The organism is Arthrobacter sp. FW306-1B-F12A (assembly GCF_058781865.1).
On record NZ_JBYSXD010000001.1, the window covers coordinates 1 to 25,438 of the forward strand.

The following is a 25,438-nucleotide window of genomic DNA, read 5'->3' on the forward strand; positions in this document are numbered from 1 at the left end:
GACGAAGCCGAACGACGTCGGATTGGCCACCGTGAGGTTGAAAGTGACGGCCGAGACTGTTGCCGGGATGCCGCTGATCCCGCCGACCTGGAAGGACACCGTGCCGTTCGGTGCCACCGGAGTGCTGTTCCGCGTATCGAGGAACCTGTTTGGCGCGATGGGTTGGAAGGTTCCCGACGCCGTTGCGGTGCCGGCCAGGTAGTAACCGGAAACGTCCGCGATGAGTTGCGTGGTTCCCGAGGACTGGTTGTAGAGCGTGACTTTTCCGTCCGCGCCCACTGGAACGGTGACACTATTGGGGACGATCTGTCCCGTGGCGTAGTTCAGGTTGGAAGCGTTCGGCCGGGCGGTTCCGGACGCGTACGCCGTGACGAAGCCGAACGACGTCGGATTGGCCACCGTGAGGTTGAAAGTGACGGCCGAGACTGTTGCCGGGATGCCGCTGACCCCGCCGACTTGGAAGGACACCGTTCCGTTCGGTGCCACCGGGGTGCTGTTGCGGGTGTCCAGGAACCGGCTTGGCGCCAGCGCTTGGAACTCACCAGGAGCCGATGTGGCAGCCGGGAGGTAGTACCCGGAGACGTCAGCGATCAGTTGCGCGGTTCCCGAGGACTGGTTGTACAGGGTGACCTTCCCGTCCGAACCCACCGGGACCGTGACCAAGTTGGGGACGATCTGTCCCGTGGCGTAGTTCAGGTTGGAGGCGTTCGGCCGTGCGGTTCCCGATGGGTAGGCCGTGACGAAGCCGAACGACGTCGGATTGGCCACCGTGAGGTTGAAGGTCACTGCCGAGACATTCGCGGGGATGCCATTGACGCCGCCGACTTGGAAGGACACCGTGCCCCCTGGCGCCACCGGGGTGCTGTTACGGGTGTCGAGCAGCCTGCTTGGTGTCATCGATTTGAACACGCTGGCCACGGCAACCGAGTCGTACAGCGCGTAGTCATCAGTTATCAGGGTTCCATTGCTCAGCAGGTTCAAGCCCATGCTGATTGCGCTCGCACCTGCCGGAACCGGTGGGGAGGTCCAGGTGGCCTGGGTCCACGCTGTTGCCGCGGCAAAGTTCGGACTTGCGGTCCAGTAATTCCACGTGCCAAGGCCCGTTCGGTAGTAGAGCTCGAATTGCGTCGGAGCCGTCGCCGTGTACCAAGCGGACATTTGATAGATATGGCCGGGCGTAGCGCTCGGCGCACATTGGCCCAGGTCCAAAGTCGGCAGTAGCTTGGCATCGCCGTCAACGTAGCCGGAAATGACCATCTGTTCTGCAACGGACCCCGTGTGGCCCGGGGACACGCTGGTGAAGGTGTGGGTGTTGGTGCCATATGCTCCGATTGCCCAGCAATAGGGGAGTCCGGTGGCCACCGGGCCTGCTGTTTCCAAACTCGGGTTCTGGATCAGGTTTCCGACCGTGATGGGTGGCGGGGCGGCCGGCCCATTGACGAGTGGCTTATCCAGGTCGAGCGCCGGATTTGCGGGATCCGGGAATTGGGCGGCCATCACCTGGCGCACCGTCTTGACGACGATCCTGCCGGCCGTTTGCTCCGTCACCAGCCAATTCACGTACGCCTGGAAGTTGGTGGTCGTGACAGTTAGAGGGTCTGTAGCCGAGTCGAAGTGGTGGAAAGTCAATTGAACCCATCCGCCGCCGGCCTCCGCCTGGGTCACTACGGCCTGCATGTCGGCAACTGCCCACGTGTTGTCTACCTCATCGGGCGCCTTGGTGAAAAAGAGGTCCGCGGTAGGAACGGGCAGCGGTTCAGCAACTTCGGTCAGCGTTGGGGCGGCTTTGCTTTTCAGATCGCCCAGGCCACGTGCGCTGTTGTAGCCGCAGTTGGCGACTTGTTGCTCGACGGCGGGAGTGGCGGAGGCGAACGGGTAGGCGAAATTCGTGACCCGGAAGCCCATAGTGGTCAGGTTGACGCGGTCATTGCATATCTGGCGTGCCACCTCGTTCGCGTCCATCTGGGCAAGGTCGGGGTGCGTGACCGTGTGCCCGGCAATTTCGTTGCCTGCCGATTGAAGTGCAAGTGCCTGGGCGGTCGTCATGTAGGGAGGCGGGCCACCATTAGGATCGGTCGCGTTGAGGTAACCGGAGGGAAGGAAGAACGTCCCAAACATTCCTTTGGAATTCAAATAGTTCGCCGCAGCCACCTGATCAGCGTTGGCGTCGTCAAATGTCAACGTGACGACAAGAGGACCCGCGGCCTGGGCCGGCCGGGTCAAAAGCGCCGCATTGAAGAGCGTCGCCAAAAGGAGCGCGGCTGCGGCCATGGCAAACGCTTTTCGGTGGTTTTTTTGAGCTTCAAAGGAGGGCCTCCGCCCAATGCGGGAGGCCACCATGCACCCGTCTTGCATCTCAAGTCCGTTCGTCGCGCCTGCAACCTGACCGGTGCGACCTTCTGTGCAGTTTTACCCTCAGCACAATTCGGGGTCGCCAGTACTCATTGTGGGCATTCATTTATTATTAACCCGGTTGCGCGTCGATGGCTTAACAGCAAAAGGCGCTTGGCCTTTTGGCCAATGGCGCGCGCCTGATTACTTGACGCTACGAGCGGCCAATCAGGGTGTCAACACTCGTATTTAGTCACCGTCAACACTCGAGTAGTGCCTCAAATCCATCCCGGTTTCGTGCATGCCGTGCCGCGGATAGTCCACGCAAAATCCAGCCGCGGCAGGTTCAGTTGAATCCGGGGACCTCCTTGTCAATCGCCGTGCTGTTCGTGGTTATCCACAACCGCCCAAATCTACTTGGCAGGGAGTCGCAACCTCCCCTAGCCTTAACTTGGTTGAAGGTTTCCGCAGCGCCTGGGCGCATGCTGCATTGGGGGGAACATGGAAGCATTGCGCATCGTCGAGGATGAAGTGCGGGAGCTGATTCGTCGGCGCGGACTGGATCCTTCGAGTCAAGCAGTCGAAATTCACCGGCTCGTCGAGGCCGCCGTGAATGATTACGATGAGCGGGCTCTTCTGGGCCCCTTGCCTCCCTTGGGACGCTTGGACACTGCGCGCAAGTACGTGTTCGACGCCGTTGCCGGCTTCGGGCCGATCCAGCCACTTCTGGATGATCCCACCATCGAAGAGGTCTGGCTCAACGCGCCCAACGAGGTTTACGTTGCCAGGAACGGCGAATCAGAACTTACCTCGATCAGCCTCACCGAGCAGCAGGTTCGCGACCTCGTCGAGCGGATGCTCAAGAGTTCCGGGCGGAGGCTCGACCTCTCCTCACCTTTTGTGGATGCGGCCCTGCCCGATGGCTCTCGGCTCCACGTCGTCATTCCCGACGTCACCCGCCGCCATTGGGCCGTGAATATCCGCAAATTTGTGGTCAAGGCAACCCGGCTCGAGCATCTCGTGGAGTTGGGGACGTTGACGCCCGAGTCAGCCCGGTTCCTGGGAGCCGCGGTCGCCAGTGGATTGAACATTCTCGTCTCAGGAGCCACCCAGGCCGGAAAGACCACAATGCTCAACTGCTTGGCAGCCAATATCGGCTCCCGCGAGCGGGTCATCACCGTCGAAGAGATCTTTGAACTTCACTTCCCGCTACGCGACGTCGTTGGCCTTCAGTGTCGCCAGCCAAACCTTGAGGGCCAAGGCGAAATTCCCCTCCGCCGGCTCGTCAAAGAGGCTCTTCGTATGCGGCCGGATCGTCTCGTGGTGGGCGAGGTCCGGGAAGCCGAAAGCCTGGACATGCTGATTGCGTTGAATTCGGGCTTGCCGGGCATGTGCACCGTCCACGCCAACTCGGCCCATGACGCCGTGACCAAGATTTGCACCTTGCCGCTGCTGGCCGGCGGGAACATCTCAAGTGCTTACTATCTCAAAGCACAGCAAGCGGCGTAGCATGGGCATATGAGCACTACGCCAGCACGGGCAGCTATATATTGCAGGATCTCCAAAGACGGCGAGGGCGCGGGCTTGGGCGTCCAGCGGCAGGAACAGGATTGCCGAAACGTGGCGAAGCGTCTTGGCTTGGAAGTTGCGCACGTATACGCGGACAACGACATCAGCGCATTCAGCGGCAAAGTGCGGCCCGCTTATAGGGAACTCTTGGAGGCAATGGCGGCAGGGCGCGTAAAGGCCGTTATCTGCTGGCACAGTGACCGGTTGCACCGCTCGCCACGGGAGCTTGAGGATTACATCGACGTATCCGAGAAACATGGAGTCACCACGCAGACCGTCAAGGCTGGTGAACTGGATCTCAGCACCGCGTCAGGGCGGGCAGTGGCGCGCACGCTTGGCGCATGGGCGCGTTTCGAGAGTGAGCACAAGTCAGCGCGAATCGTGGCGAAGAAAGTCGAATTGGCGAATGCGGGGAAGTTCAGCGGCGGGCCGGTTCCCTACGGCTGGAAGATCACTGGCACGGGCAACCCCGTCATTGTGAAGGCCGACGCCGACGAGATCCGCAAGGCAATTGCGGCGACGATAAACGGCGAAAGCATCGGCTCCATCGTCAAGGACTTGAACGCGCGCGGCGTGCCGACGAGGCGCGGGCAGCTGTGGACTTCCACGAGTGTCCGGAACCTGCTTTTGCGACCAACGAATGCGGGTCTGACTGCCTACAAGGGCGAGATCATGGAGACGAAATCCACGTTCCCGGCAATCATCACGGAAGATGAATGGCGGGCCGTCGTTGCCATCATCAGCAACCCAGCGAGGCGCATGCAGTCCGATTCCAAGGTCAAGCATTTGCTGGCAGGTCTGTTGCGCTGCGGCAAATGTGGAGCGCCCATGAAAACGTCTAGTCGCGCCGGGGGAACGGGCCGAACCAAGTTCTATTACAAGTGCGTTGTGTCCGGGCCAGGCCACGCATTCCAGACAGCCGAGCCTGTGGAGCATCTAATCTCGGAACTCGTCATTTCCCGGCTGGATCAGCCCGGCGTGATTACCCGCCTTGCTGGGCCGGTGGATCAGGAACGGCAGCAGCTATTGCAAAGTGAATCCGCCGCATTGCGGGCGCGCATGGACGAGGCAGCCGACAGCTTTTCGGATGGGTTGATCACGCGGAAGCAGTTAGAGGCCATCAATGTCCGGGTACTGGCAAAGCTCGACGTAGTTGCATCGGAACTTGCAATTGCTGCCCGCGCCTCCGTGGTCCCTGTGTCCGCTGCGGACAATGTGCGGGCTTGGTGGGAAGCGGCCAGTATTGAGCGTCGCCGCGCCGTCATTGATGCCGTCATGGTGCCGTCTGTCGATCCAATCCGTAAGGCCGCGCCACGGGTGTTTGATCCCGAACGCGTGCGGATCGAGTGGAAATCCTAGACTGACAATAGGTTGTCAATTAGCCGCCTTGGAATTCAACCGGGGCGGCTTTCGCATGCGCTCGCATGGCAGTAGTGCACGACATTTATGCTGGTATAAGACACACAAATAGAGCTTGCTTCCGTCGTAAACGAGTTGGCTCCCCGCGTCAAAAAAAACTTTAGGGTTTTGACAACGTAGGGACAAAAAGTGTTCGTTGATAAAGACATTGCAGATGCGCGGGGCCGCGTCATGCGGGAGTCGAGGCGTAGCGGGAATCCAGCGAAACTCATGGAAGCTCGGGCCGAACTCGCGGCAGCCAAGATCAATCAGTACGTCCGGGAAGTTGTCGCAACCGCGCCGCCGTTGACCGATGAACAGATCGACCGCATAGCCGTGCTTTTACGGCCCACGCCAATAAAGCAGCCCGCGCGAATCAAACGCGTGCGCGGCGTAGTCAGGAGTTCGGGCGGCGGCGAATCCGAATGAAAACAAAGAAGAAAGTCCCTACTCGGGGAACGGTGACGAGTAGGGACCTCCAAAGAAACCAGCCGGACCAGACTGAATTCGATAATCAGTATGCCGTCCTTGTCGCCAAGTTCCCAAACGCCCGGCGAATGGTGGCGTTGCTGTGATGCCGTGGATTCGCTATGACGACGGGTTCTTTGACCAACCGCGATATCTCCAACTTTCATTTGAGGCGAGACATCACCTAACGGCCATGATAGGCACCTGCTCTCGGCTCAAATCGTGGGATGGGTATATCAGTCAGGTTCAAGCGGAACGATGCAGCGATGTTTCGGACCCTGCCGGATGTCTCGCGCAACTCGTGGAAGCCGATTGGATTATGGAATCCGTAGGGGGCGGATACGTCGTCTTGGATTTTGAGGAAAACCACGCACCGCCACCGTGGGTCAGAAACAAGACCGAACGCGACAGGCTCGATAAGCGTCGCAAGACCGCTTGCAGGAATGGCATCCATGCGCATTGTGAGCCGACGAACTGCGACGTTCTGAGAGAGAGTGCGTCCGGTAGTGACGAAAGTCGTCACGAAAGTCGTCACGAAACCCAGGTCAGGTCAGGACAGGCCAGTACAGGAAAAGCTTTAACCGCTTCGGAAAACGAAAAATCGAAAGGCGAAGGCGCGGAGCAATGGAACTAGATCGGAAGAGGGAGCAAGCCGCCGCGCGTCAGAAGGCGTTTCGGGACAGAAGGCGTAACGCTCTGCGTAACGCACACGAGAGTAACGCTAGTAACGCTGAGAGCAACGCTCCGCGTAACGCTAAGCCGTTTTCGGAAGAACGTCGCGCTGAATTACAGGCTGATGACCGTTGCGGGACGTGCGGTGACGGACGACTCACTGAGTGGAATGTTGCCCATGGCATTGATCGCTGCAATGAGTGCCTGTCACGAGATCCCGCATTTCAGATTGAACGGGCAACGCTCCGGAGCGAAGCATCGGTGGCAGGAGTTTGCGTGGATTGTGACGCGCCAGCGGATTCGCCTACCGATCCGGCCCGATGCCGCCCTCATGCATTGTCGAGAATCTTGAGGACGGTCCCTTGGGCCGACGGGAAACTCAATTCGATGAACGGAAAGACGAAATGACTAGCCAAGATACGTCCCGCGCAAGCGTCCATGGAATCGAGCAGATCGACGCCGCGTTAGCCGCTGGCATTGGGCTGCATTACGGCAAGGCCGTGGCGCTGATCTACGTAACCGACGCGGACGGGGCAAAGCACACGTTGGTTTCCGAACCGGGATACGCGCAACTGATGTTGGCAGCATCCCAGGATGGCGCTTTCACCTTGGACGCCGGACCGTACACGCCCATTCCGCTTATCCGTCAAGGCTGGCCTGACGACTGGCAAACACACGACGACGCACCAGCGTGGCGACCATGGATGCCCGAGGCATGACCATGGACGCACACGCCCAAGAGGAGGTGAATTACGTGGCTGTCATTAGCCCAGAAGCAGGGCACGGACAGCGCCGCCGCACCGCGCATAGGCAAGCACACATGAAGGCACCCTCAATGCGTCTACGGGGCAGCAGTGCCCTTGGGACGCCGACGCCGTCCAGGGGACTACCGCCCACACGAGGGGGACACACCACCGGTATGCAGAACGCCGTTTTTTATATGGAGGAAGGACGGACGACCGCGCAGTCTTCCCGAATTTCTCCGCTTTGTAGGGCGAAAAATCCTGTAGGGCGGGTGTGGGGACAAAACGAAGGGAGTAATCAAAATGAGCGATGCATTCAAGCACGGCGCGAGCGGCTACCGGCATCACAACTGCCGCTGTGAGACTTGCCGTGCGGGCCATTCCGAGGCGCAGCGCCGTCGCCGGGCGAAGGTGGACGGCATGCCGTTTGTCCCGGCGAGACCAGGGCTTGCGGTTGTCAGTGCGGCGTTCCCGGCGTTCCCGGCTGATGATCCGCCCGTGGTTGAGCGCGGACCCGCGCCCGAGTCCACGGAGTCCGCTGTTGAGGCTGAAATTGACGCGCTGGCCGTGCGGGCTGGCATCTGGACGAAGGAATGCGCACGCCTTGAATCTCAGGCGATGTCAGCGGCGAGAATCGTTGACAAGGTGATCGCTGACGGGCGCGTGCATTTGGCCCCGGCGCATTACCGGCTTATCACCCAAGCCATGGCTGAACTCAGGGCGATTCTGGCCCCCGCGCGCATTTCGGGGACGCGGAGCGCTGAGGATGAGATTGCAGCCGCCCAGGCGGAGATTGACGCTGAGTTCGGCGGCCCGTTCGGCTCGCCCAACACATTAGGCCATGACGATCATCTGCCCTACACATACCCACCTGACAAAGTGACCAAACGCTGACGCTACGTTGTCAAAACCGATTAGGAGAAGAAAAATGACTACCATTCGAGAACTCATTGCGCGCGAACAGGAATTACTTGCTGTCCAGACGGCGCGCAAGGCCGCGCTGAATGATGCCTTGGCACAATTCGGGAGGCTTGCTAAAGCGGGCGGCGCGGAATTCGTGGAAAGGGCAATCAAGGTGAGGACGGACATTGCTGCCATTGACGCCGGTATTCGACGGAGCGAGGCCAAGCTCGCTGAGCTGGTGGACGAACAGAAAGAGGAAGATCGAATCTTTAAGTTGTCGAATATCAGTCTTCCGGGCGCGGTTGCTCGTTCGGTCGAGGAATGATTATCCGGTAAACTGTTCATTAGGCACTCACGGAGATTCCGGGTAACCGCACTCTGTGACAGCCTATTTGCAGGGCCAAGACACTTCGCCTGTCTTTGGAAGAGTAAGACGCCGCCTCAATTTGGGCCGCGCCGTTCCACTACGGGCAAAGGCCCGCTTTAGGCTTAGGAGCCAAACCAAAATGACCGCTCAAGAGATTCTTGCCCGTCGCAATGCCATTGCCGACGAACTGGCCGAACTCCGTTCCCAAGATGCGCCCAACATGGTTCGCATTACCGCGCTTCGCACCGAAATGTCAGCGCTCGATAAAGAATTGGATGCCACCCCTCGCGCCTACAGCGGCGGGGATGGGGACTATAGCGCGACTGGCCGCGCCGGGGCCGTTCCAGCCGCTTCCAGCCGTGTGCAGCCCGCAACCGGAAAGCGCACGTCCGGCCCCAGGTTCGTGCTGCGGGACCGCCCCGACGTTCCCGCCGTCGTAGCTCGTGGCGAGGCGTTCGGCAATCACCCCCTTGTGCGTGAGGCAGCAGCCGCGCGTAAAGCGACCGACGAGACGGTGAAGGGCGTTTATGGCGGCTCGCTCGCGAACATGGTCCGTACCATTACGGATTCTGGAACGTCCGCTGTCGTCCCTGCCGACTGGGCTACGGACGTAATTGACCTTGCCCGCAACTACAGCGCCGTTGTGAAAGCCGGGGCGCAAATTGTCCCGATGAATGCGCAAATCGTGAATATCGGTCGAGTTACCGGCGATGCCACGGCAGCGTTTAGGACTGAGGGTTCAACAATAAGTCCCAGTGACTTCGCCATGGATAACGTAACGCTTCAAGCCAAAACCATGTCCATCCTCGTGCAGGTGTCGATGGAATGGCTACAGGACTCGATCAACGGCGAGCAATTGGTCCAGCAGGAGATTGCCAAGAAAATGGCCTTGCAATTGGACTACCTTGCTTTGTATGGCGGCATTGTGACTGCGAATGGTTGGGCCGGGATCAACCTGCCCAGCGGGCCGAATCCTCGCGGTGTGGCAGCTACATTGCTTGCAGTCCGTGCTGCGAATGTGCTTGGCACCGGTAACGCGAATGGTCTCGCGCCAACGCGGTTCAACGAATTGATCGACCTTGACTATGCCGTGGAAAACTTGAATGAGCAGCCTACGGCGATGCTTTTGCCGACCAAGCTTTTGCAGACCTACGCGAAGATGACCGATTCCCAGCTCAGGCCGCTCGATAAGATGCAGACCGATTTGCGGGATCTTCCGTTCATTCCGACAAATCAGGTTGCCAGCGCTTACACGCAAGGCACAGCGACCCTGACGGCTGCCGATGCGTTCGTGGGCGACTGGAGCCAGCTCCTAATTGGGCAGCGGCTCGATTTCACTTTGCAGCGTCTGGACCAGCGCTACGGCGAACAGGGCATTGTCGGATTCGTAATGCATTGGCGCGGGGACATTGCCCCTGCAAGGTCCAGCGCATTCGCGGTCTACAAGGCTCTGATCGGAACTCCGTAAATGGTTATGGGTGCGCCTTTCGGCGCGGCATTGAATTACAACTACGGGTCATTTGAGGACAACGATTACGTGGAAGCGGCAGATTCGCGTTTGCCGCTTCCAGCGGACGCGGTTCCAACGCCCAGAATTGATGCCCTCCACGTCATGCATTTGACGGACCCGAACGGCGTTGCCGTGACATTCGTAACCGGAGAGGCTTTGCCGCCTTGGGCGCAACAGTACCGATAAGGAGAGACCATGACTGATTACAATCTGGGCGGAACGTTCCCTTGGGGTGGCCGTCGCCAGCCCGTCGAGCCATTGCAGTTCGCGGACGCCGAGTATGCCGCCAATCCGGTGTTTGAGGATGTCGTGCACGTCGTCAACCCGGAACACCCGGAATTGGGCGAACTCACGTACCTAATGGGCGAAGCAAAACCGAAATGGTATTTGCTGTTGGAAGCCGAGGCCGCGAATGGCCGCGCTGCCGCTGCGGAAGTACAGGCCCAGCCTGGGGCACGCCGCAAGGGCAACAAGGCCGTGACTGCTTCAAAGGAAGGCTTGGCGTGAACGTCTCCGATTACGCACTCTCACAAGAGTCGGAGCGATGGCGGCGAGGTTTTCTCATTTCGGGCCGTTGACCTGCCAGCGCCAACACAGGGAGACCCGCGCCGTCTTCCGTCCCGGTGCGGGTCTCCCTGTGTGTCGAAGCTGTTCCGGATTCGTAGGCGTGTCCGCCCCAGACAAAACGCAGCAGGGCCAATACTGTTGGCTCTGGCAGTCTTGAGTTATCGGAGGAGTCATTTTGAACGGTTTTGAATCACTCGCAGAAGAGCCAAAAGAGAAGGCGCGTCCAGCGTTCGTGCTCCCTGACCCGAGAACGGTCACCGAACTGGACTGGGTGGTCGTACAGATCGCCTCTGACGCCACCAATGGCGCTCTAATCACACTCCAAGAACTGCGAGGCTGGTGGAATGGCAACTCGTATTACGCTGTGCCTGCCGACAAGCGTTGCAGGACGCGCGTCGTCACCCAGGGGCAACAAGGTGAGTACGTGGAGTACGACTCCTCGAAAATCTGAGTGACGTATCCTCAATCTTCACGGCCTCGACGCCCGAGTCGCGAACCACAGGCTTAAGACTCCGGCGATAGGCTGTGGGCGTGGAGCAAAAGACAAGATTGGACTACGCATTCGTCGCGGACTTTGCGCAGGTGAGCGACAACAAGCTAACGGTCGTAGGTGCTAGCTACACCTTCGTGCATACGGACACGCTTCCAACGACGCACATGTTATCCGTGGCAGGTCGGCTACGCGCGCCGCATACCGTACAGAGTGTGCCGCTTCGAATCGAAGTGTTACCGCCCGGCAAAGAGTTTAACATCGGGGTCGATGTGGAACTGGAGGCCGCACCTGGCATGAGACCGTACGCAGGCAAAGTTGGGTTGCTTTTTGCGGTGACTCTGCAGATTCCGCTCCTTACCGCAGGGCTGTACGAGGTACTTATTCATGTTGACGGCGAACGGCAACGGCGACTTGCCTTTGAAGTTCAGGTAGATGAACCGAAGTCGTGACCAGGATCATCTGGACCCGCCACGCGCTTGAACGGCTGGAGGAGCGGGGTATAAGCCGGGATGAAGCCGAAGCTGTACTCTACGACCACCACACGTCGCTGCCTGCAAAATCGAGTGGAACTTGTTACATCGGGGAGACAGCAAGCGGTGATACGCTTCAGGTCTGCATAGTCGGGAACATGCAAGACAGTGCGACCGTTAAAGTTAAGACTGTGTTTGTAAAAGGAGGATGACAAATCCCGTGAATCCAACAATGAGCGTTCGTATCGATCGCGAAGCAGACGCCGCCTACATCGAACTGAGCAAGAACAAGGTAGTACGAACGGTTGAAGTTACCGATGCGATCCTCCTGGATCTTGATGAGTACAACATCGTCGTTGGTGTAGAGGTGCTTGAACTTTCGGCGGAAATCCCGTTCACACGACTCCACACGGAGTTTCACGTCCACTCTGAGGTAGTTGAACTGCTCCGGTTGGTACGTCCGAGCGTGTCCGGCTTCATAAGCTTCACGAGTGGCCGCGACAGCGACACCGTTTCGACGGGTTCAAAAGCGCTCGTGCTCGCCTGAAATCGTCCCAAACCCCCGGCTCCTCGACGGAGCCGGGGGTTTTGCGTTCCCCGGGACTCCCCGCACAAAGCCGACATCGGTCTCAGTTGCCGACAACTGTCGCACCCTATAGCTATCTTTATCTGGGGAGCCGCAATCGGCGGGGACCAACGAAGAATGGGGGAGTCGCAATGGCTACAAGTGCACGGTATGACCAGGAAATCGACTTTGCGGATGCAAAGGCGCATGATGATGCGCTAACCAAGGCACAGACAGCGCTCTTGGAGTCGTTGGCCGCCTCAACAGGAGGCTCGGGGTCCGTGGCACGGAACTTGGCCGAGGCCTATGCCCTGATCAGTGGCCACATTTCAAGCACCAACTCAACTCAGGTCAGGAATGGCTAAGACTCAGATTCGGGAAAGCGATCTAGTGTGTCCGGAGTGCGGAACAGCGCTCAAGGAAGTATGGCGCTTTGGTCCGGATGGCGGAATCACCGGAGGCCAAGAATGGCGTCAGGCCGGGAAACCGACTTGCCCGAGGGGTCACCGCTTGGACTGGACCGCTGAGGGGCAACCGGTTTAGTTTCAGTGAGGCCATCGCCCGTCGAGTGCTTTCCGGCGGGCGATGGTCCTTCTCTTGCTGTGACTTGGAATGATGTGCAAGTGCGTTCGTCGTTCCAACCGTGGCCTCATGCATCGATCTCGTGGTTCATTGCAGCCGCCACGCGGACGGTCGCCGGCAAGTCACCGAGATCCTTTCGCTGGGGCGACGCGTGGAGAACGGCATCATCGAGTCGTCCAAGGTATTCACGATGCAGGACGGCCGGCTCCAAGCCACGTCGAATTCCATGCCGGCCGCCGAGAAATTCGCCCGGGCCGGATTTGACGTCGCCGCGCTCCTGGGGCACTTCTAATGGCGCCGCTGCTAGGCGTTCTCTGCGGGCTGGGTGTCTTCCTCATCTGGTGGTCGGCATGGGAACAAGACCCGCTTGCCGTCAAGGAGCCAAAACCTAAACGCCTTGAGTCCTTGTTGCTCACTGCCGGGATCGAAAAAGTGAGCGGCGGGGGATTCATCGCATCGTGCCTCGGATTGGGCCTTTTCGCCGCACTGGTGATCTACATCATGACCGCGTCGTTCTCGATCGCAGCGTGCTTCGGCTTGTTCGGTATGTGGCTTCCCTTGGCCGTTGTCAGTTGGCGGGCGCGCAAGCGGACCGCCATGCTCCGGGAGCTCTGGCCCGATGTCGTCGACCATTTGCGCTCGGCGATCCGTGCGGGGCTTTCGCTGCCCGAGGCGCTTATCCAGCTCGGAGACAAAGGTCCCGAAGAGCTGCGGGCTCTCTTCCGCGAGTTTGCCGCGGACTACCGTTCCGGCGGCCATTTCGATGCGGCGTTGAGCAAACTAAAGGAGCGTTTGGCCGATCCCGTTGCCGACCGGATCATTGAGGCGCTCAGGCTGACCCGGGACGTGGGCGGATCCGATCTGGGCCGCCTTTTGGGAACTCTTGCCGAGTTCCTTCGTGAGAGCGCGAGGACTCGCAGCGAGCTTGAGGCGCGACAATCATGGACCATCAATGGTGCTCGCCTGGCCGTTGCCGCCCCATGGATCGTCCTGATGTTGCTGGCCAGCCGGCCGGAAGCCGTTGCCGCGTATAACTCGGCGGCCGGAGCCAGCGTTCTTGGAGGCGGATTGTTGGTCTCGGCCTTCTGCTATTGGGTCATGCTGCGCATCGCCGCCCTTCCTGAAGATGAAAGGGTCCTTCGATGACTGGGCTGACTGCCTTGGCTGCATTCTGCGGACTTCTTTTGGGAGCCGGATTGTGGCTCATCTTTGTTCGCATGCCATTCATGCGGACGATTCCGTTCGTGGAGCGCATCGAGCCGCAACTCAGGTCCCAGAACCTCGAATCGCGCCTGCTCTCCGCACCCTCGGACATCGCACCGTTCGGCCCCTTGGAGCGCATCCTGCGGCCGGTTTTTCGCGACGCCCTCGGCTACCTGGCGAAGTTCAACCTGGGGACCACATCCCTCAACAAAAAGCTGGCAAAGGCCGGTTCTGGAAAGTCCGCGCTGGACTTCCGCGCGGAGCAACTGCTGTGGGCCGCCGCAGGCTTCGCCGCGGCGCTCGTCGTGGTGGTCGTGAATGCCACCGGGGGTCGGTTCAGTCCGGTGCCCGCGGTTGCTACGGTCCTGGTTTGTGCACTGGCAGGGTTTCTTTTCCGCGACTACATGCTCCGGGTGCAGATCAAACGAAGGGAAAGGCGGATGCTGGCGGAATTCCCGAGCCTTGCCGAGTTGATGGCTCTTGCGGTGGGTGCGGGGGAGAGCGCCAGCGGTGCCCTCGATCGAGTGTGTCGCACAGCCCGCGGCGAACTGGCGAAGGAGTTTGCCCTGGTGTTGGCCGCCACCCGGGCCGGCACACCCCTGATCGAAGCCCTGCACGAGTTTTCGGGACGAACCGAGCTCGGCCCGCTTGTTCGGTTCGTGGATGGAATTGTCGTTGCCGTCGAACGCGGAACTCCCTTGGCCGATGTTTTGCGGGCCCAAGCTGCGGATGTCCGCGATTCAGCCAAGCGGGAACTGATGGAAGCGGCGGGCCGCAAGGAAATCGCCATGATGGTCCCGCTGGTTTTCGGCGTCCTGCCCCTCACGGTGATCTTCGCGGTCTATCCGGGCTTGGCCGCGTTGGATCTTGGCTTCTAATGACGAATCTCAGTCAAGCCTTTTCACATCCGTCACATGGGCGTCCGCCTGAATACCAAGACAGCACGGATCACAATGGATTCCTGCATAAGGAATTGGGAAAGATGAAATGGGAAAGATGAAATGGGAAAGATGAAATGGGGAAGATGAAATGGTGAAAATGAAAAAGCTCGGACGCGAAGGCCTATCCGCTTCAGGACTCTTGCTGTGGCAGCTGTGGACACTCCCGTCGTCCAGATCAGCGCTTGGAACCAACCTGCACAAGTGTCCGGTCCCCGACGACGATCATCCGGAGCGGGGCGATGTACCAGGTTGGGTCATGATCACCCTGATGTCCGCCGCACTTGTCGCGGGCCTGCTGGCGCTGGCCGGCCCGGCACTGGAAGGACTCTTCAACCAGGCGATGAGCAAGGTCGGAAAGTAAGTCCATGCCGTTCCGCAGCCGGGTAGCGGAAGATGGCAGTGGCGTGAGGGTCGGCAGGGGCGATGAACGCGGCTCCGCCGTCGTGGATTTTGTGCTGGTCGGCGGTCTGTTGACGGTATTCTTCCTCGCTGTCATTCAACTGACCCTCATATTGCACGTGCGCAATACGCTCATTGATGCGGCCTCGTCCGGAGCCCGTTACGGCACTCTCGCCGACAGGACATCGTCCGATGCCCGTGAGCGCACAGCAGAGCTGATCGGAACGGCGCTCAACGCGGACTTTGCCCGGGACATCTCGACATCGGAGGCCAGCTTCCAGGGAATCCGCACCTTGGAGGTGACAGTCCGTGCACCATTGCCAGTTATCGGACTGATTGGTCCCGTAGCAGGGCTGGAGGTAAGGGGCCATGCTGCGACTTCGGGTTGATCCTGGCCGTGCAGCGCTCTCCCGCTTCAGGGAGGTGGTCTGCCTGCCGGCGGCGGAGGGGCCGGCGGCGGAGGGCCGGGAACCTACCGGCCCTCCGTGTGCCTCTGAAACGGGAAGCGCGGTGGTCGAGTTCATCCTCCTGTCCCTCCTACTCATGGTTCCCGTGGTCTATTTCATCGTCACAATTGGACAGATCCAGGGCGGCTCCTTCGCCGTCGTGGGGGCCGCGGACCAAGCCGCCAAGGTCTATGTCATGCAGAAGGACACCTCCCAAGGGCGCGTCGCCGCTGAACAGGCTGCCCTTCTGGCCCTTGCCGACTATGGCCATTCCGCGGAGCGGGCAAATGTCGACATCGCGTGCGACCGCGGCGATTGCCTGTCCGCCGGCGCTGCGGTGACGGTGACGGTCAAGCTCACGGTGCCGTTGCCCATGCTGCCCTTTGGAGACACCCTGAATCTGGACGCCGCGAATCTGAGTGCGTCGGCTACGCAAATCGTCGGGCGGTTCCGGTGAGAGGTCTTCCCGCGAAGACGGACATCCTGCTATCCCGAAAATCAGAGGCGGAAGGCGGCCATTTGATGGTCTTGACCATCGGCTATGTCGTGGTCGCGTTATTGCTTGCAACGGTCGTTGCTGCGGCCTCGGCCATCTACATCGAACATAAGAAGCTCCTCTCCGTGGCGGACGGAGCTTCTGTGGCGGCCGCGGACAGCTATGCCCTCGGCCAAGTGGACAGCGGCGCCGAAACGCCGTCGGCCGTCCTCAACAGCGCGCGGGTAAGAGGTATTACCGAGTCATACCTCAGCCAAAACGGCGCCCATTCACGGTTCGATCAACTTGCCGTCGGCCCGGGTACCGGGAGTCCGGACAACACCACGGCCGAAGTGGTGCTCAGCGCGGTTGCCCATCCGCCCGTCGTCAGCTTTCTGCTTCCCGACGGTGTTCCGATCGAAGCCCGTTCCACTGCGCGTTCCCGGCTGACCCGCTGATTTTCAAGCGTCACACGTCCAGGCTCCGTGCCAAGGCCGTCAACGGATGGCGTACTCTGGAACAACCATGGCTCAGATTGACTTTCCCGCAGAAATCCGCGCGCTTCGCTCCACTTACCGCTCCATCGAACAGGTTTCCGATGTCGAGAAGCTCAAGGAAGAGATCGCAGAACTGAGCGAGCGGGCTGGTGAACCGAACCTCTGGGACGATCCAGCTGCCGCCCAGGTAATTACGTCCAAGTTGTCCCACCGGCAGTCGGAGCTTGAACGCTTGAACAGGCTGACGGGCCGCATCGACGATCTTGAGGTCCTTGTCGAGCTCGGCCAGGACGAGGACGACGACGCCTCCATGGTGGAGGCGGCCACGGAACTCGAATCAATCCGCAAGGCCCTCAAGGAACTTGAAGTGGTTACCCTGCTCTCGGGCGAATACGACGAACGCGAGGCCGTCGTCACGATTCGTGCGGGCGCCGGCGGTGTTGATGCGGCGGACTTCGCCGAAATGCTCATGCGCATGTACCTGCGCTGGGCAGAACGCCATGGCTACCCGACTACCGTGATGGACACCTCGTACGCCGAAGAGGCCGGCCTCAAATCGGCTACTTTCGAGGTCAAAGCGCCGTACGCTTTCGGTACCCTCAGCGTCGAAGCCGGGACGCACCGGCTTGTCCGGATCAGCCCGTTCGACAACCAGGGACGGCGACAGACGTCCTTTGCCGCCGTCGAAGTCATCCCGCTCATTGAGCAGACCGACTCGATCGACATTCCGGACAACGAGATCCGCGTCGATGTCTTCCGCTCTTCCGGCCCCGGCGGGCAGTCCGTCAACACGACGGACTCCGCAGTACGTTTGACCCATATCCCCACAGGGATTGTCGTCTCCATGCAGAACGAGAAGTCCCAGTTGCAGAACCGCGCAGCCGCGATGCGCGTGCTCCAATCAAGGCTCCTCCTCCTGAAAAAGGAGCAGGAAGATGCCGAGAAGAAGGCATTCGCAGGTGACGTGAAGGCATCGTGGGGGGACCAGATGCGTTCGTATGTGCTCAATCCGTACCAGATGGTCAAAGACTTGCGGACTGAGCACGAAGTGGGCAACACGTCTGCGGTGTTCGACGGCGACATCGACGACTTCATTGACGCAGGGATTCGCTGGCGCACAGGTAACCGCAACGCCGAGGGATAAGGCGCCCGGGCTGATTACTTGATTGGGCGACACACCGCGCCAAGCCCGCGATTCCATCGCGGAGCGTGCGTATAGTCGAAGAGCCGGCGCTCAACTTCCCCCAATGAAAGCCCGTGCGCTGGCGGTTGGACTGGTCGAACGTGGCATGTCCGGCGGGGTTCTGAAGAGTCATGATCCGATTTGAGAATGTCACCAAGGTCTACGACCCCAATGCCCGTCCGGCGCTGGATGCTGTCAACCTTGAGATTGACCGTGGAGAATTCACCTTCCTCGTCGGGGCCTCGGGTTCCGGCAAGTCGACGTTTCTACGACTCATTCTGAAGGAAGACCGGGCAACATCCGGTTCCGTCTACGTCGCGGGCCAGAACGTGGCCAACATTTCAAGCTGGCGGGTCCCCAAACTTCGCCGCGGAATCGGTGTCGTTTTCCAAGACTTCCGCCTGTTGCCGCAGAAGAATGTCTTCGCCAACGTTGCCTTCGCCATGCAGGTGATCGGAAAAAGCCGCAGCATCATCCGCGAGACGGTTCCGGAAGTGCTGAAGACTGTTGGGCTTGAAGGCAAGGAACGTCGCATGCCGCATGAGCTGTCCGGTGGTGAGCAGCAGCGCGTGGCCATCGCCCGCGCCGTCGTCAACCGTCCCGGCATCCTGCTGGCGGACGAACCCACCGGAAACCTGGACCCCATTACCTCGATGGGCATTATGGGCGTTCTCGACAAGATCAACCAGAACGGCACCACTGTGGTCATGGCGACGCACGACGACGACATTGTGAACGAGATGCGCAAGCGCGTGGTGGAGCTCCGGAACGGAGTGGTGGTCCGCGATGAGGCAAGGGCCCTCTACACCTCGATGATTCCGGTAGTGGGAGAGTCCCGGCGGATGAAGGACGCGAGCGATGCGGAAATCGACCGCGCGCAGGGGGTCCAGCAGTGAGGCTCGCTTTTATCCTGGGCGAGATCGGCAGCGGTCTGCGCCGGAACCTGTCAATGGTGATTTCCGTCGTCCTGGTGACTTTTGTCTCGCTCACCTTTGTTGGTGCGGCCGGAATGCTGCAGATGCAGATCAACCAGATGAAGGGCTACTGGTATGACAAAGTCCAGGTCGCCATCTTCCTCTGCAACGACTCCTCGACGTCGACCGGATGTGCCTCGGGTGCGGTCACCAAGGAGCAGCAGGCCAATCTGGCCAAAATGCTCGATTCGCCGGCTGTCAAGCAGTACATCACCGACTACCAGTTCGAATCGCAAGCCGATGCGTTCAAGCACTTCAAGGAACAGTTCTCCAACTCTCCGATCGTTGATTCGGTAACCCAGGACCAGCTTCCTTCGTCTTTCCGAATCAACATGAAGGACCCCCAGAAGTACCAGATCATCAGCGAAACGTTCTCGTCCCAGGCCGGGGTGGAGACCGTGAGCGATCAGCGCCAGGTCCTTGAACGGATCTTTGAGTGGATGAACGGTGCCTCTGTGGCGGCAATGGTGGTGGCGGGAGTCATGATCTTCTGTGCAGTCCTGCTTATCACCACGACCATCAGGCTGTCCGCGTTCAGCCGGCGACGGGAGACAGGCATCATGCGCCTCGTTGGAGCATCGAAGACCGTCATCCAACTGCCGTTCATCCTCGAAGGCGTCATCGCCGCCGTCGTGGGTGCAGTCCTGGCCTCAGGCACATTGTGGCTGGTGGCACAGTTCTGGCTCAACGGAGACTTGTCGCGGCAGTTCCTGAACACTCCGTTTATTTCCTCGACCCAGGTACTCGTGATTGCGCCTGTCCTGATAGCGTTGGGCGGTGGCTTGGCCGGGATATCGTCGCTCCTGACCCTCCGCCGATATCTCAAGGTCTAGCCATGAAGAGCACTGATCCCGGGCGAACAGGACAGCCGATGACACGGAAGTACCAGGCTGCGCTGCAGCTGCGCAAAGTGAGCGGCCGGGCGAAGGTCGCCGGTTCCGTGCTGGCCATTGCACTCGCCGCGAGCCTCGGCACCGCGCCCGGGGCGCACGCTGACAATCTCGATGACCAACAGGCTGCCCTCAACGCGGAGTCGGCGCGTGTGCAGCAGTCGCTGGAATTCGTCGACGCCAACATCGCCAAGGCGGCCGGCGACCTTGTGGTCTACCAAGGACAGCTTCCGGGAGCGCAGCAGGCACTCCTCGAAGCCCAGGGCAAGGTTGCCACAGCAGTCAAGGAGGCTGATGCCTTGGCCGCCCGCGTGGATCTGGCGCAGCAGAGTAAAGCCCAGATCACCCAGCAACTGGAAAACGACAAGCAAAAGATCACCGATACCAAGAAGCTCATCGGCCAGATCGCGGCGCAGGCGTATAAATCCGGAGGGGTTCCAACGAACGTCGCTTTGCTGTTCGGATCGAACGACGGCGGCAACCTCACGGAAACCATGGACCTCGCCAACCAAGCGATGCGCAGCCAGAACGCCGCGATGACGAAATTGACGCAGCAGAGCGCGACGAACGTGAACTCCCAGGCCCGGCTCACCGCCGTCGAACAGGAAATCCGCGATCTCAAGGCAAAGGCGGACGCCGCACTTGAGCGTGAGAAGGCAGCCCGGGATGACGCCGCTGCCAAGAAGGCGGAGGTGGACAAACTCATCTCCGACACCACTCGTCTCAACGCCCAGCTTCAAGCAGCCAAACCCGGGATCCAAGCCCAACTCCAGCAAGTGAAGGCGAACCAGGACGCCGTCGCCGCGGAAATCTCGGAACGTGACCGTAAACTGCGCGAAGCTTGGTTGGCCGAACAGCAGCGCCTCGCCGCAGCCGCGGCGGCCGCGGCCCAGGCGCAAAACCAGGCAGCCCCGCAGCCTTTTGTCCCACCGGCGAGCAACCCGCGCTCGAACTTCGGCCTGATTCACCCGGTGCCTGCGAACATCCCGATCACGTCAGGCTTCGGTTGGCGTGCGACGCCGCCTGGAACCATCGATTTCTACGGCCAGGGCGGCTATATGCACACGGGCATCGACTTCGGTGCCCCCTGCGGAACGCCGGTATACGCAGCCGCTGCAGGCACGGTGTTTTCTGCAGGTTGGGGCAACGACGGCGGTGGCAACCGTGTCAAGATATCGCACGGAGTCATCAATGGTGATTCCCTGACCACGGTTTACTACCACAACACCAGCGTGGTGGTTTCCTCCGGACAGCAAGTGAGTCAAGGTCAGCTCATTGCCTATTCAGGTACCACGGGTAACTCCACCGGTTGCCACGTGCACTTTGAAACCTGGGTTAATGGGCAGGCTGTTGACCCGATGAACCTTTTGTAGCCCGCACGACAGGGATCTGCTGGCGTAGACTAGTGTGATTCTTCGACAACCAAGGAGTTCTACCGTGCCCAAGGAAAGTGGCCGTAAGGTAGTGGCCACCAATCGCAAGGCTCGGCATGACTACCACATATTGGATACCTATGAGGCCGGCATTGCCCTCATGGGAACCGAAGTAAAGTCCCTGCGTGAAGGCCATGCATCGATGGTCGACGGTTTCTGCACCTTCTACAATGACGAGTTGTGGATGGAGGGCATCCATATCCCTGAGTACAACCAGGGGAGCTGGACCAACCACGCCGCGCGCCGCCGTCGGAAGCTGTTGCTTCACCGCGAGGAACTCAACAAGATCTCCGGCAAGATCCGCGAGACCGGGCTGACCGTAGTGCCGCTCCAGCTGTACTTCCTGGATGGACGCGCCAAAGTCGAGATCGCCTTGGCTCGAGGCAAGAAAGATTACGACAAGCGGCAGACCCTGCGTGAGCAGCAGGACAAGCGCGAATCGCTACGCGAACTGCGCGAGCGCAACCGCCGTTGATTTCCCCCAAAAGGCCGCCACGCGGGTAGGCAGCCAAAGCGTGTCCCGGAATGTTCGGGTGCCGCGATGCGTTATGATGATTAACCCGGCAGGTTTTTAGGTGGTCGTTTTCGGGCGGTCGTTGTCCTGCGGGGATTGATAACAAAATACGGGGATGATCGGTTTCGACGATGTTAGTCGCGACAGGTGAAGCGGGCCGAGGATGCAGAATTATCTCGTAAACGCTGTCTGCAAACCAATAAGTGCCAATTCTAAGCGCACTGACTTCGCTCTTGCTGCCTAAGCAGTAAGACAGTCCGTCAGCCCGAGGTTGCTATTGCCCCGGATCCTGGCGTCATTTAGATAGCCACTGCTGTTTGCCTTCGTCATCGAGGCAAGCGGGACTCTTAGATGACTGGGCCCGGATCAGCTACTTGTTCGCAGGATAGCTGGGGCCGAGAAAGTCCGACGCGAACTGCGCCCGGAGAAGCCCTGACAACACGACATCGGACGGGGGTTCAATTCCCCCCATCTCCACTTTTTTGTGATGAGTCGAGACATCCTTCATGGATGAGTCGGGTCATCGGTAACACCCCGGTCTTCGGACCGGGGTGTTTTTCTTTGCCCGCGGGAGCATCAGACCACGATGGCCGGCCGTTGCCCGGGTATGTTCACCCGCACCAACTTGGGAGGAAACCGGGAACGCTTTTCACGACAGTGCCCGATTTCAAGTCCACGAGGTCTGTCCGCATGGGAGTCGGTTCGGGGCGGACCGGGTATTGGTCGCCCGCATATTGGGGTGCCGCTGTTTCGACGGCGAGGTAATCGCTGGCCGGTGAGACGCAGGTGTCCAGGATGCGCGACCAGGCAGCGTCAGGCCGGTAGAGCACGCGCGATCCGTTCCGGTCGGTGAGATTGACCAATGAGGTCTCCTTTCCGGCGTCGAACTTTCTCACCACCTGCGCAAACTGCCCCGAACCGTCGAGGACCACGGGCTGGCCCACGGTGGTCGTGGCGCTTTGGTTGTTCTCCGGGGCGGCGCCTCCCGCGAGGGTCGCCGGCGTGAGCGCACCGTTGGAGAGATTGATGGTCGAATACCGTGGCGGGTCGACGCCCACCTTCAGCCCCGGGTCGCTCACCGCAAGCTCGTTCGTCCCGGGGAATCCGAGGATTCCGGCATGCGTGCCCAAAGGGGACACCTTGCCGGAGTCGAGCGGATCGATGAGGAAGATGGATTGGTCGTCTGCCTGCGCCACCAAGGTGGCGGCGCCGGGAACAAAGCGCCAGTCCGTCGCAGTGACCGGACCGTGGATGCCCTGGACAGCCCACGGAGCGGACGACGGTTTGTCGACGTCGTAGACAAAGAGCGTTTTCCAGTACTGGCCAGTGGCAGAAGAAGCGGTGAACGTGAAGCCTATGAGGTGATTGGATCCTGCCGCGTGAAGGTTGGCCACCGTCCCGAGGCTTGGCAAAGGAACAAGCGACGGCGGGCCGCCGGTGAGCGGGACCATCTCAAGTGAGCTGGTGTTGTCATCGTTGACGGTGACGATGGCGAGGGCGGACGGCAGGGCAGCATACTCCTGGATGCGGGGGGCGCTGACAATGACGGTGCCCTGATCGCTTCCGGAGAGGCTTGAGCCGAGGATGGTGTCCGGCTTCTTCAGGCCTGAGTTGTCTTTGCCGGTGTCCCTCTGCAGGGTGTACAGCGAGAAGGCGGCCGGAGTGGCCGAGCGGGCCAGGGCCGAAGTGGAATGGGGGTGCGGTAGCTTCGAAAGGTTTGCTACGGTCAACCCGCCGGCAAGGACGGCAAGGATCGCGATGGCGCCGTAGAGGCGCCGGGCAAAACGGCGTCCGGCCAGTAGCTCTGCTGCGGCAGCAATGGCCGCGGCCCGCTTGGCTGAGACGGGACGGCGCTTAGTAGACATAGGGCTGTGCCGGCTGTGTGGTGGGCTTGATGGAGTCCGGTATCAGAACGATTGACTCCCGGCTGGCCGCATTGGGGTTGGCACGGAAGCTGCTGGTGACGGTGACCCAGCTGTCGGTTTTGTACTCGTTCTGCCAGCCGGGATGATAGACCGGAACACCGATCGGCTGGGCATCGACGGCGCAGCAGGTCACTACAAAACGGGTCACGAAGAATACATTTGGATCTGTCTTGTCCGCGCTGATGAACCCGGTCACGGTGGCAGTCTTGTCGGCAAAAAAGTCCTGCCCCGCGCCGGACCGAAGCAACGATGCCCAGTCCCTCACCGTGAAAGCGGAGTAGTCTCCCTTTCCGGGCAGAGCGGGGGCTTTCAGGGTCAGGGCGGATGCCGAACCGTTGAGGTCCCGTTGCGCGACGGTGGCAGTAGTAAGGGTCGACGGCGGCAGGATGAGTAAGGCGACGACGGCGGCGATGATGGTCAGCACGCTTCCGACCGGCCACAGCCAGCCCCATCGCGAACCGGGCTCATCGGTGTGCTCGTGCCCGTCTTGGGTGCCGGGAGCAAAGGCGAAGGCCGCGAGGGCAAGTACTCCTGCGATCACGGCCATGATGACCGTGAACACGAAATACCGCGGATGGATATACAAGGCAAGCTGCCCTGACACGCCCAGCCAGATCGTTGCGATGAGGCCGATCAGGCTGAGGACCACGCCCTGCCACCGGCCCACGAGCCGCCTAATGACCATAGTTGACCGCCAATCCGAGGACCGCCGCGCAAAGTGCCACCAGCAGGCTGAGCTGAAGGAGGGTTTTCGCGGTGAACGTGGTGCGCATCAGGGCGAGCATTTTCACATCGATCATGGGCCCGAAGACGAGGAAAGCCACAATGCCCCCCGGCATGAAGGTTGCTCCGAAAGACAGGATAAAGAAGGCATCCACGTTTGAGCAGATCGCAACGACGAAAGCCAACACCATCAATGCCAAGACCGACCAGACCGGGTTGCTACCCAAGGCGACCAGCACTTCGCGGGAAACGGCAACTTGGATCAGCCCCGCCATGCCTGCACCAACAAACAGTGCAGGCATCATTGCGCGTGTCTCCTGGGCGAACATCTGCACGCTGCGCCTGATCCTTCCGGCAGAGCCGGCGTGGTGGTCTGCTATTGAACATGTCTCCTGGAACCGGGCGGTCAGCAGCTCACCTGGCCGCGGATGCCGGCTGTAGATCCAACCGACAAGGTTGGCTATGAAGAAGCCGCCCAGGACACGGGAGGCCAGGATGCCGTTGTCCCAACCAAACGCCTGCGCGGTGGTGACGATGGTGACGGGGTTCAGGATGGGTGCCGCGAACAGGAAAGTCATCGATTCCGCAACCGTCAGGCCGTTGACCACCAGACCCCGGGCAAGCGGAACATTGCCGCATTCGCAAACAGGCAGCAGCATTCCCAAAAGCGACAGGACGAGCCTCCGCAGCACCGGGCTCCGCGGCAGGCGGCGGAGCAGCATGCCCTCCGGCAGCCAGACCTGGACAGCGATCGAGAGGACGATCCCGAGGAAAACGAACGGCAGGGACTCGACGACGACGCTGATCGACAGTGTGGCGAAGTCGCGGGCAGCGTTGGGTAGAGCAAAGACCTCCGGCGTTGATGGTGCCAGCACCCGGACGGCCGCGAACAGTGCAATGAGGGCGAGCCCGACGATGAGACCGGCGGCAGACTTCGACGTGAAAGCACGTGACGGGCTTCCGTGCTCGCGTCCCGGCTGTTCGCGTTTGTCGACTGCAGGCAGCGTCACAGTCACTCCTTACTCCTCGGACCCGGTCGGGGACACCGGAAGGGGCTGCGAAAACCGACTGTACACGCCGCTCACGTTCGCGACTAGCCTGTCAGCCCTGCCGGTTTCCGAACCGGGCAGAGCTCCGCTACTCGCTGCGCGGGAGACCCGGACGAAACCGAGTGGCGTGTCCGAAAGACAGGTAGCC

Annotated in this window: 27 protein-coding genes, 1 other RNA gene and 2 pseudogenes; 26 read left to right on the top strand and 4 right to left on the bottom strand. The window is 60.4% G+C overall.

The features are described 5' to 3' along the window. Positions 1-2,271: polysaccharide deacetylase family protein (locus AC3WJU_RS00005; RefSeq protein WP_492258849.1), on the bottom strand; the 2,271-nt coding region annotated here is incomplete at its 3' end. 561 nt (positions 2,272-2,832) lie between these two features. On the opposite strand from AC3WJU_RS00005, the pseudogene AC3WJU_RS00010 reads away from it, so the two are divergent. From AC3WJU_RS00010 to ssrA, 26 genes and pseudogenes are all read left to right on the top strand, one after another. Beyond that, positions 2,833-3,813: pseudogene (locus tag AC3WJU_RS00010) on the top strand (TadA family conjugal transfer-associated ATPase); the annotation flags it as partial. Between the two features lie 36 nt (positions 3,814-3,849). Beyond that, positions 3,850-5,259 (top strand): recombinase family protein, encoded by a 1,410-nt coding sequence (locus AC3WJU_RS00015; protein WP_492258850.1) that lies wholly within the window; start codon positions 3,850-3,852, stop codon positions 5,257-5,259. 189 nt (positions 5,260-5,448) lie between these two features. Then, positions 5,449-5,727, top strand: a complete 279-nt coding sequence (locus AC3WJU_RS00020) for a hypothetical protein (protein WP_492258851.1) — start codon at positions 5,449-5,451, stop codon at positions 5,725-5,727. A gap of 1,115 nt (positions 5,728-6,842) precedes the next feature. Beyond that, on the top strand, positions 6,843-7,157 hold the full coding sequence (locus tag AC3WJU_RS00025; RefSeq protein WP_492258852.1) for a hypothetical protein: 315 nt from the start codon (positions 6,843-6,845) through the stop codon (positions 7,155-7,157). Positions 7,158-7,484: 327 nt separating this feature from the next. Beyond that, entirely contained in the window at positions 7,485-8,075 is a 591-nt protein-coding gene (locus tag AC3WJU_RS00030) for a hypothetical protein (RefSeq protein WP_492258853.1), read from the top strand. 34 nt (positions 8,076-8,109) lie between these two features. Then, complete coding sequence (locus AC3WJU_RS00035) at positions 8,110-8,409, top strand: hypothetical protein (RefSeq protein ID WP_492258854.1); 300 nt, start codon at positions 8,110-8,112, stop codon at positions 8,407-8,409. Positions 8,410-8,590: 181 nt separating this feature from the next. Further along, on the top strand, positions 8,591-9,919 hold the full coding sequence (locus AC3WJU_RS00040; protein WP_492258855.1) for a phage major capsid protein: 1,329 nt from the start codon (positions 8,591-8,593) through the stop codon (positions 9,917-9,919). Between the two features lie 237 nt (positions 9,920-10,156). Continuing rightward, positions 10,157-10,468, top strand: coding sequence for a hypothetical protein (locus tag AC3WJU_RS00045; protein WP_492258856.1), 312 nt, complete (start codon positions 10,157-10,159; stop codon positions 10,466-10,468). A 235-nt stretch (positions 10,469-10,703) separates the two neighbouring features. Further along, positions 10,704-10,979, top strand: coding sequence for a hypothetical protein (locus AC3WJU_RS00050; RefSeq protein WP_492258857.1), 276 nt, complete (start codon positions 10,704-10,706; stop codon positions 10,977-10,979). An 80-nt stretch (positions 10,980-11,059) separates the two neighbouring features. Next, positions 11,060-11,470, top strand: a complete 411-nt coding sequence (locus AC3WJU_RS00055) for a DUF6941 family protein (protein ID WP_492258858.1) — start codon at positions 11,060-11,062, stop codon at positions 11,468-11,470. Next, entirely contained in the window at positions 11,467-11,703 is a 237-nt protein-coding gene (locus AC3WJU_RS00060; protein ID WP_492258859.1) for a DUF4258 domain-containing protein, read from the top strand. Before AC3WJU_RS00055 ends, AC3WJU_RS00060 begins: the two co-directional genes overlap by 4 nt. A gap of 20 nt (positions 11,704-11,723) precedes the next feature. After that, a complete protein-coding gene (locus tag AC3WJU_RS00065) occupies positions 11,724-12,038 on the top strand; it encodes a DUF2283 domain-containing protein (protein WP_492258860.1) in 315 nt (104 codons plus the stop codon). 170 nt (positions 12,039-12,208) lie between these two features. Next, positions 12,209-12,421, top strand: coding sequence for a hypothetical protein (locus tag AC3WJU_RS00070; RefSeq protein ID WP_492258861.1), 213 nt, complete (start codon positions 12,209-12,211; stop codon positions 12,419-12,421). A gap of 254 nt (positions 12,422-12,675) precedes the next feature. Then, positions 12,676-12,930, top strand: a pseudogene (locus AC3WJU_RS00075) (CpaF family protein); the annotation flags it as partial. Continuing rightward, positions 12,930-13,784, top strand: a complete 855-nt coding sequence (locus tag AC3WJU_RS00080) for a type II secretion system F family protein (RefSeq protein ID WP_059387576.1) — start codon at positions 12,930-12,932, stop codon at positions 13,782-13,784. The pseudogene AC3WJU_RS00075 and the gene AC3WJU_RS00080, both read left to right, overlap by 1 nt. Continuing rightward, the gene (locus AC3WJU_RS00085; RefSeq protein ID WP_492258862.1) at positions 13,781-14,719 is read left to right on the top strand and encodes a type II secretion system F family protein; all 939 of its coding nucleotides are present in this window, start codon (positions 13,781-13,783) and stop codon (positions 14,717-14,719) included. The genes AC3WJU_RS00080 and AC3WJU_RS00085 overlap by 4 nt, the downstream gene beginning before the upstream one ends. 160 nt (positions 14,720-14,879) lie before the next feature. Continuing rightward, entirely contained in the window at positions 14,880-15,143 is a 264-nt protein-coding gene (locus AC3WJU_RS00090) for a hypothetical protein (RefSeq protein WP_307053579.1), read from the top strand. 4 nt (positions 15,144-15,147) lie between these two features. Then, positions 15,148-15,570: a TadE family protein gene (locus tag AC3WJU_RS00095; RefSeq protein WP_284988453.1), complete on the top strand. Its 423-nt coding sequence runs from the start codon at positions 15,148-15,150 to the stop codon at positions 15,568-15,570. Between the two features lie 121 nt (positions 15,571-15,691). Beyond that, entirely contained in the window at positions 15,692-16,084 is a 393-nt protein-coding gene (locus AC3WJU_RS00100) for a hypothetical protein (protein WP_441432450.1), read from the top strand. Between the two features lie 65 nt (positions 16,085-16,149). Beyond that, positions 16,150-16,560: a pilus assembly protein TadG-related protein gene (locus AC3WJU_RS00105; RefSeq protein ID WP_059387582.1), complete on the top strand. Its 411-nt coding sequence runs from the start codon at positions 16,150-16,152 to the stop codon at positions 16,558-16,560. Between the two features lie 67 nt (positions 16,561-16,627). Further along, on the top strand, positions 16,628-17,743 hold the full coding sequence (gene prfB, locus AC3WJU_RS00110) for a peptide chain release factor 2 (RefSeq protein WP_284988451.1): 1,116 nt from the start codon (positions 16,628-16,630) through the stop codon (positions 17,741-17,743). A gap of 170 nt (positions 17,744-17,913) precedes the next feature. Continuing rightward, positions 17,914-18,678 carry a cell division ATP-binding protein FtsE gene (gene ftsE / locus AC3WJU_RS00115; RefSeq protein ID WP_059387583.1) on the top strand — a complete coding sequence of 255 codons (765 nt, stop codon included), beginning with the start codon at positions 17,914-17,916 and terminating at the stop codon, positions 18,676-18,678. Then, a complete protein-coding gene (gene ftsX, locus AC3WJU_RS00120; RefSeq protein WP_059387584.1) occupies positions 18,675-19,589 on the top strand; it encodes a permease-like cell division protein FtsX in 915 nt (304 codons plus the stop codon). Before ftsE ends, ftsX begins: the two co-directional genes overlap by 4 nt. A 38-nt stretch (positions 19,590-19,627) precedes the next feature. Continuing rightward, positions 19,628-21,019, top strand: a complete 1,392-nt coding sequence (locus tag AC3WJU_RS00125; RefSeq protein WP_284988449.1) for a M23 family metallopeptidase — start codon at positions 19,628-19,630, stop codon at positions 21,017-21,019. A gap of 64 nt (positions 21,020-21,083) precedes the next feature. Continuing rightward, the gene (smpB, locus tag AC3WJU_RS00130) at positions 21,084-21,554 is read left to right on the top strand and encodes an SsrA-binding protein SmpB (protein WP_028264808.1); all 471 of its coding nucleotides are present in this window, start codon (positions 21,084-21,086) and stop codon (positions 21,552-21,554) included. Positions 21,555-21,704: 150 nt separating this feature from the next. Next, positions 21,705-22,073: a transfer-messenger RNA gene (gene ssrA / locus AC3WJU_RS00135) on the top strand. 131 nt (positions 22,074-22,204) lie between these two features. Here the strand turns inward: ssrA and AC3WJU_RS00140 are convergent. From AC3WJU_RS00140 to AC3WJU_RS00150, 3 genes are read right to left on the bottom strand one after another with little or no spacing between them, the layout of a single operon-like run. Further along, a complete protein-coding gene (locus AC3WJU_RS00140; protein ID WP_492258863.1) occupies positions 22,205-23,458 on the bottom strand; it encodes a hypothetical protein in 1,254 nt (417 codons plus the stop codon). Further along, positions 23,448-24,203 carry a TIGR03943 family putative permease subunit gene (locus AC3WJU_RS00145; protein ID WP_059387585.1) on the bottom strand — a complete coding sequence of 252 codons (756 nt, stop codon included), beginning with the start codon at positions 24,201-24,203 and terminating at the stop codon, positions 23,448-23,450. Before AC3WJU_RS00145 ends, AC3WJU_RS00140 begins: the two co-directional genes overlap by 11 nt. Then, complete coding sequence (locus AC3WJU_RS00150) at positions 24,193-25,245, bottom strand: permease (RefSeq protein WP_492258940.1); 1,053 nt, start codon at positions 25,243-25,245, stop codon at positions 24,193-24,195. Before AC3WJU_RS00150 ends, AC3WJU_RS00145 begins: the two co-directional genes overlap by 11 nt. Positions 25,246-25,438: the final 193 nt, after the last annotated feature.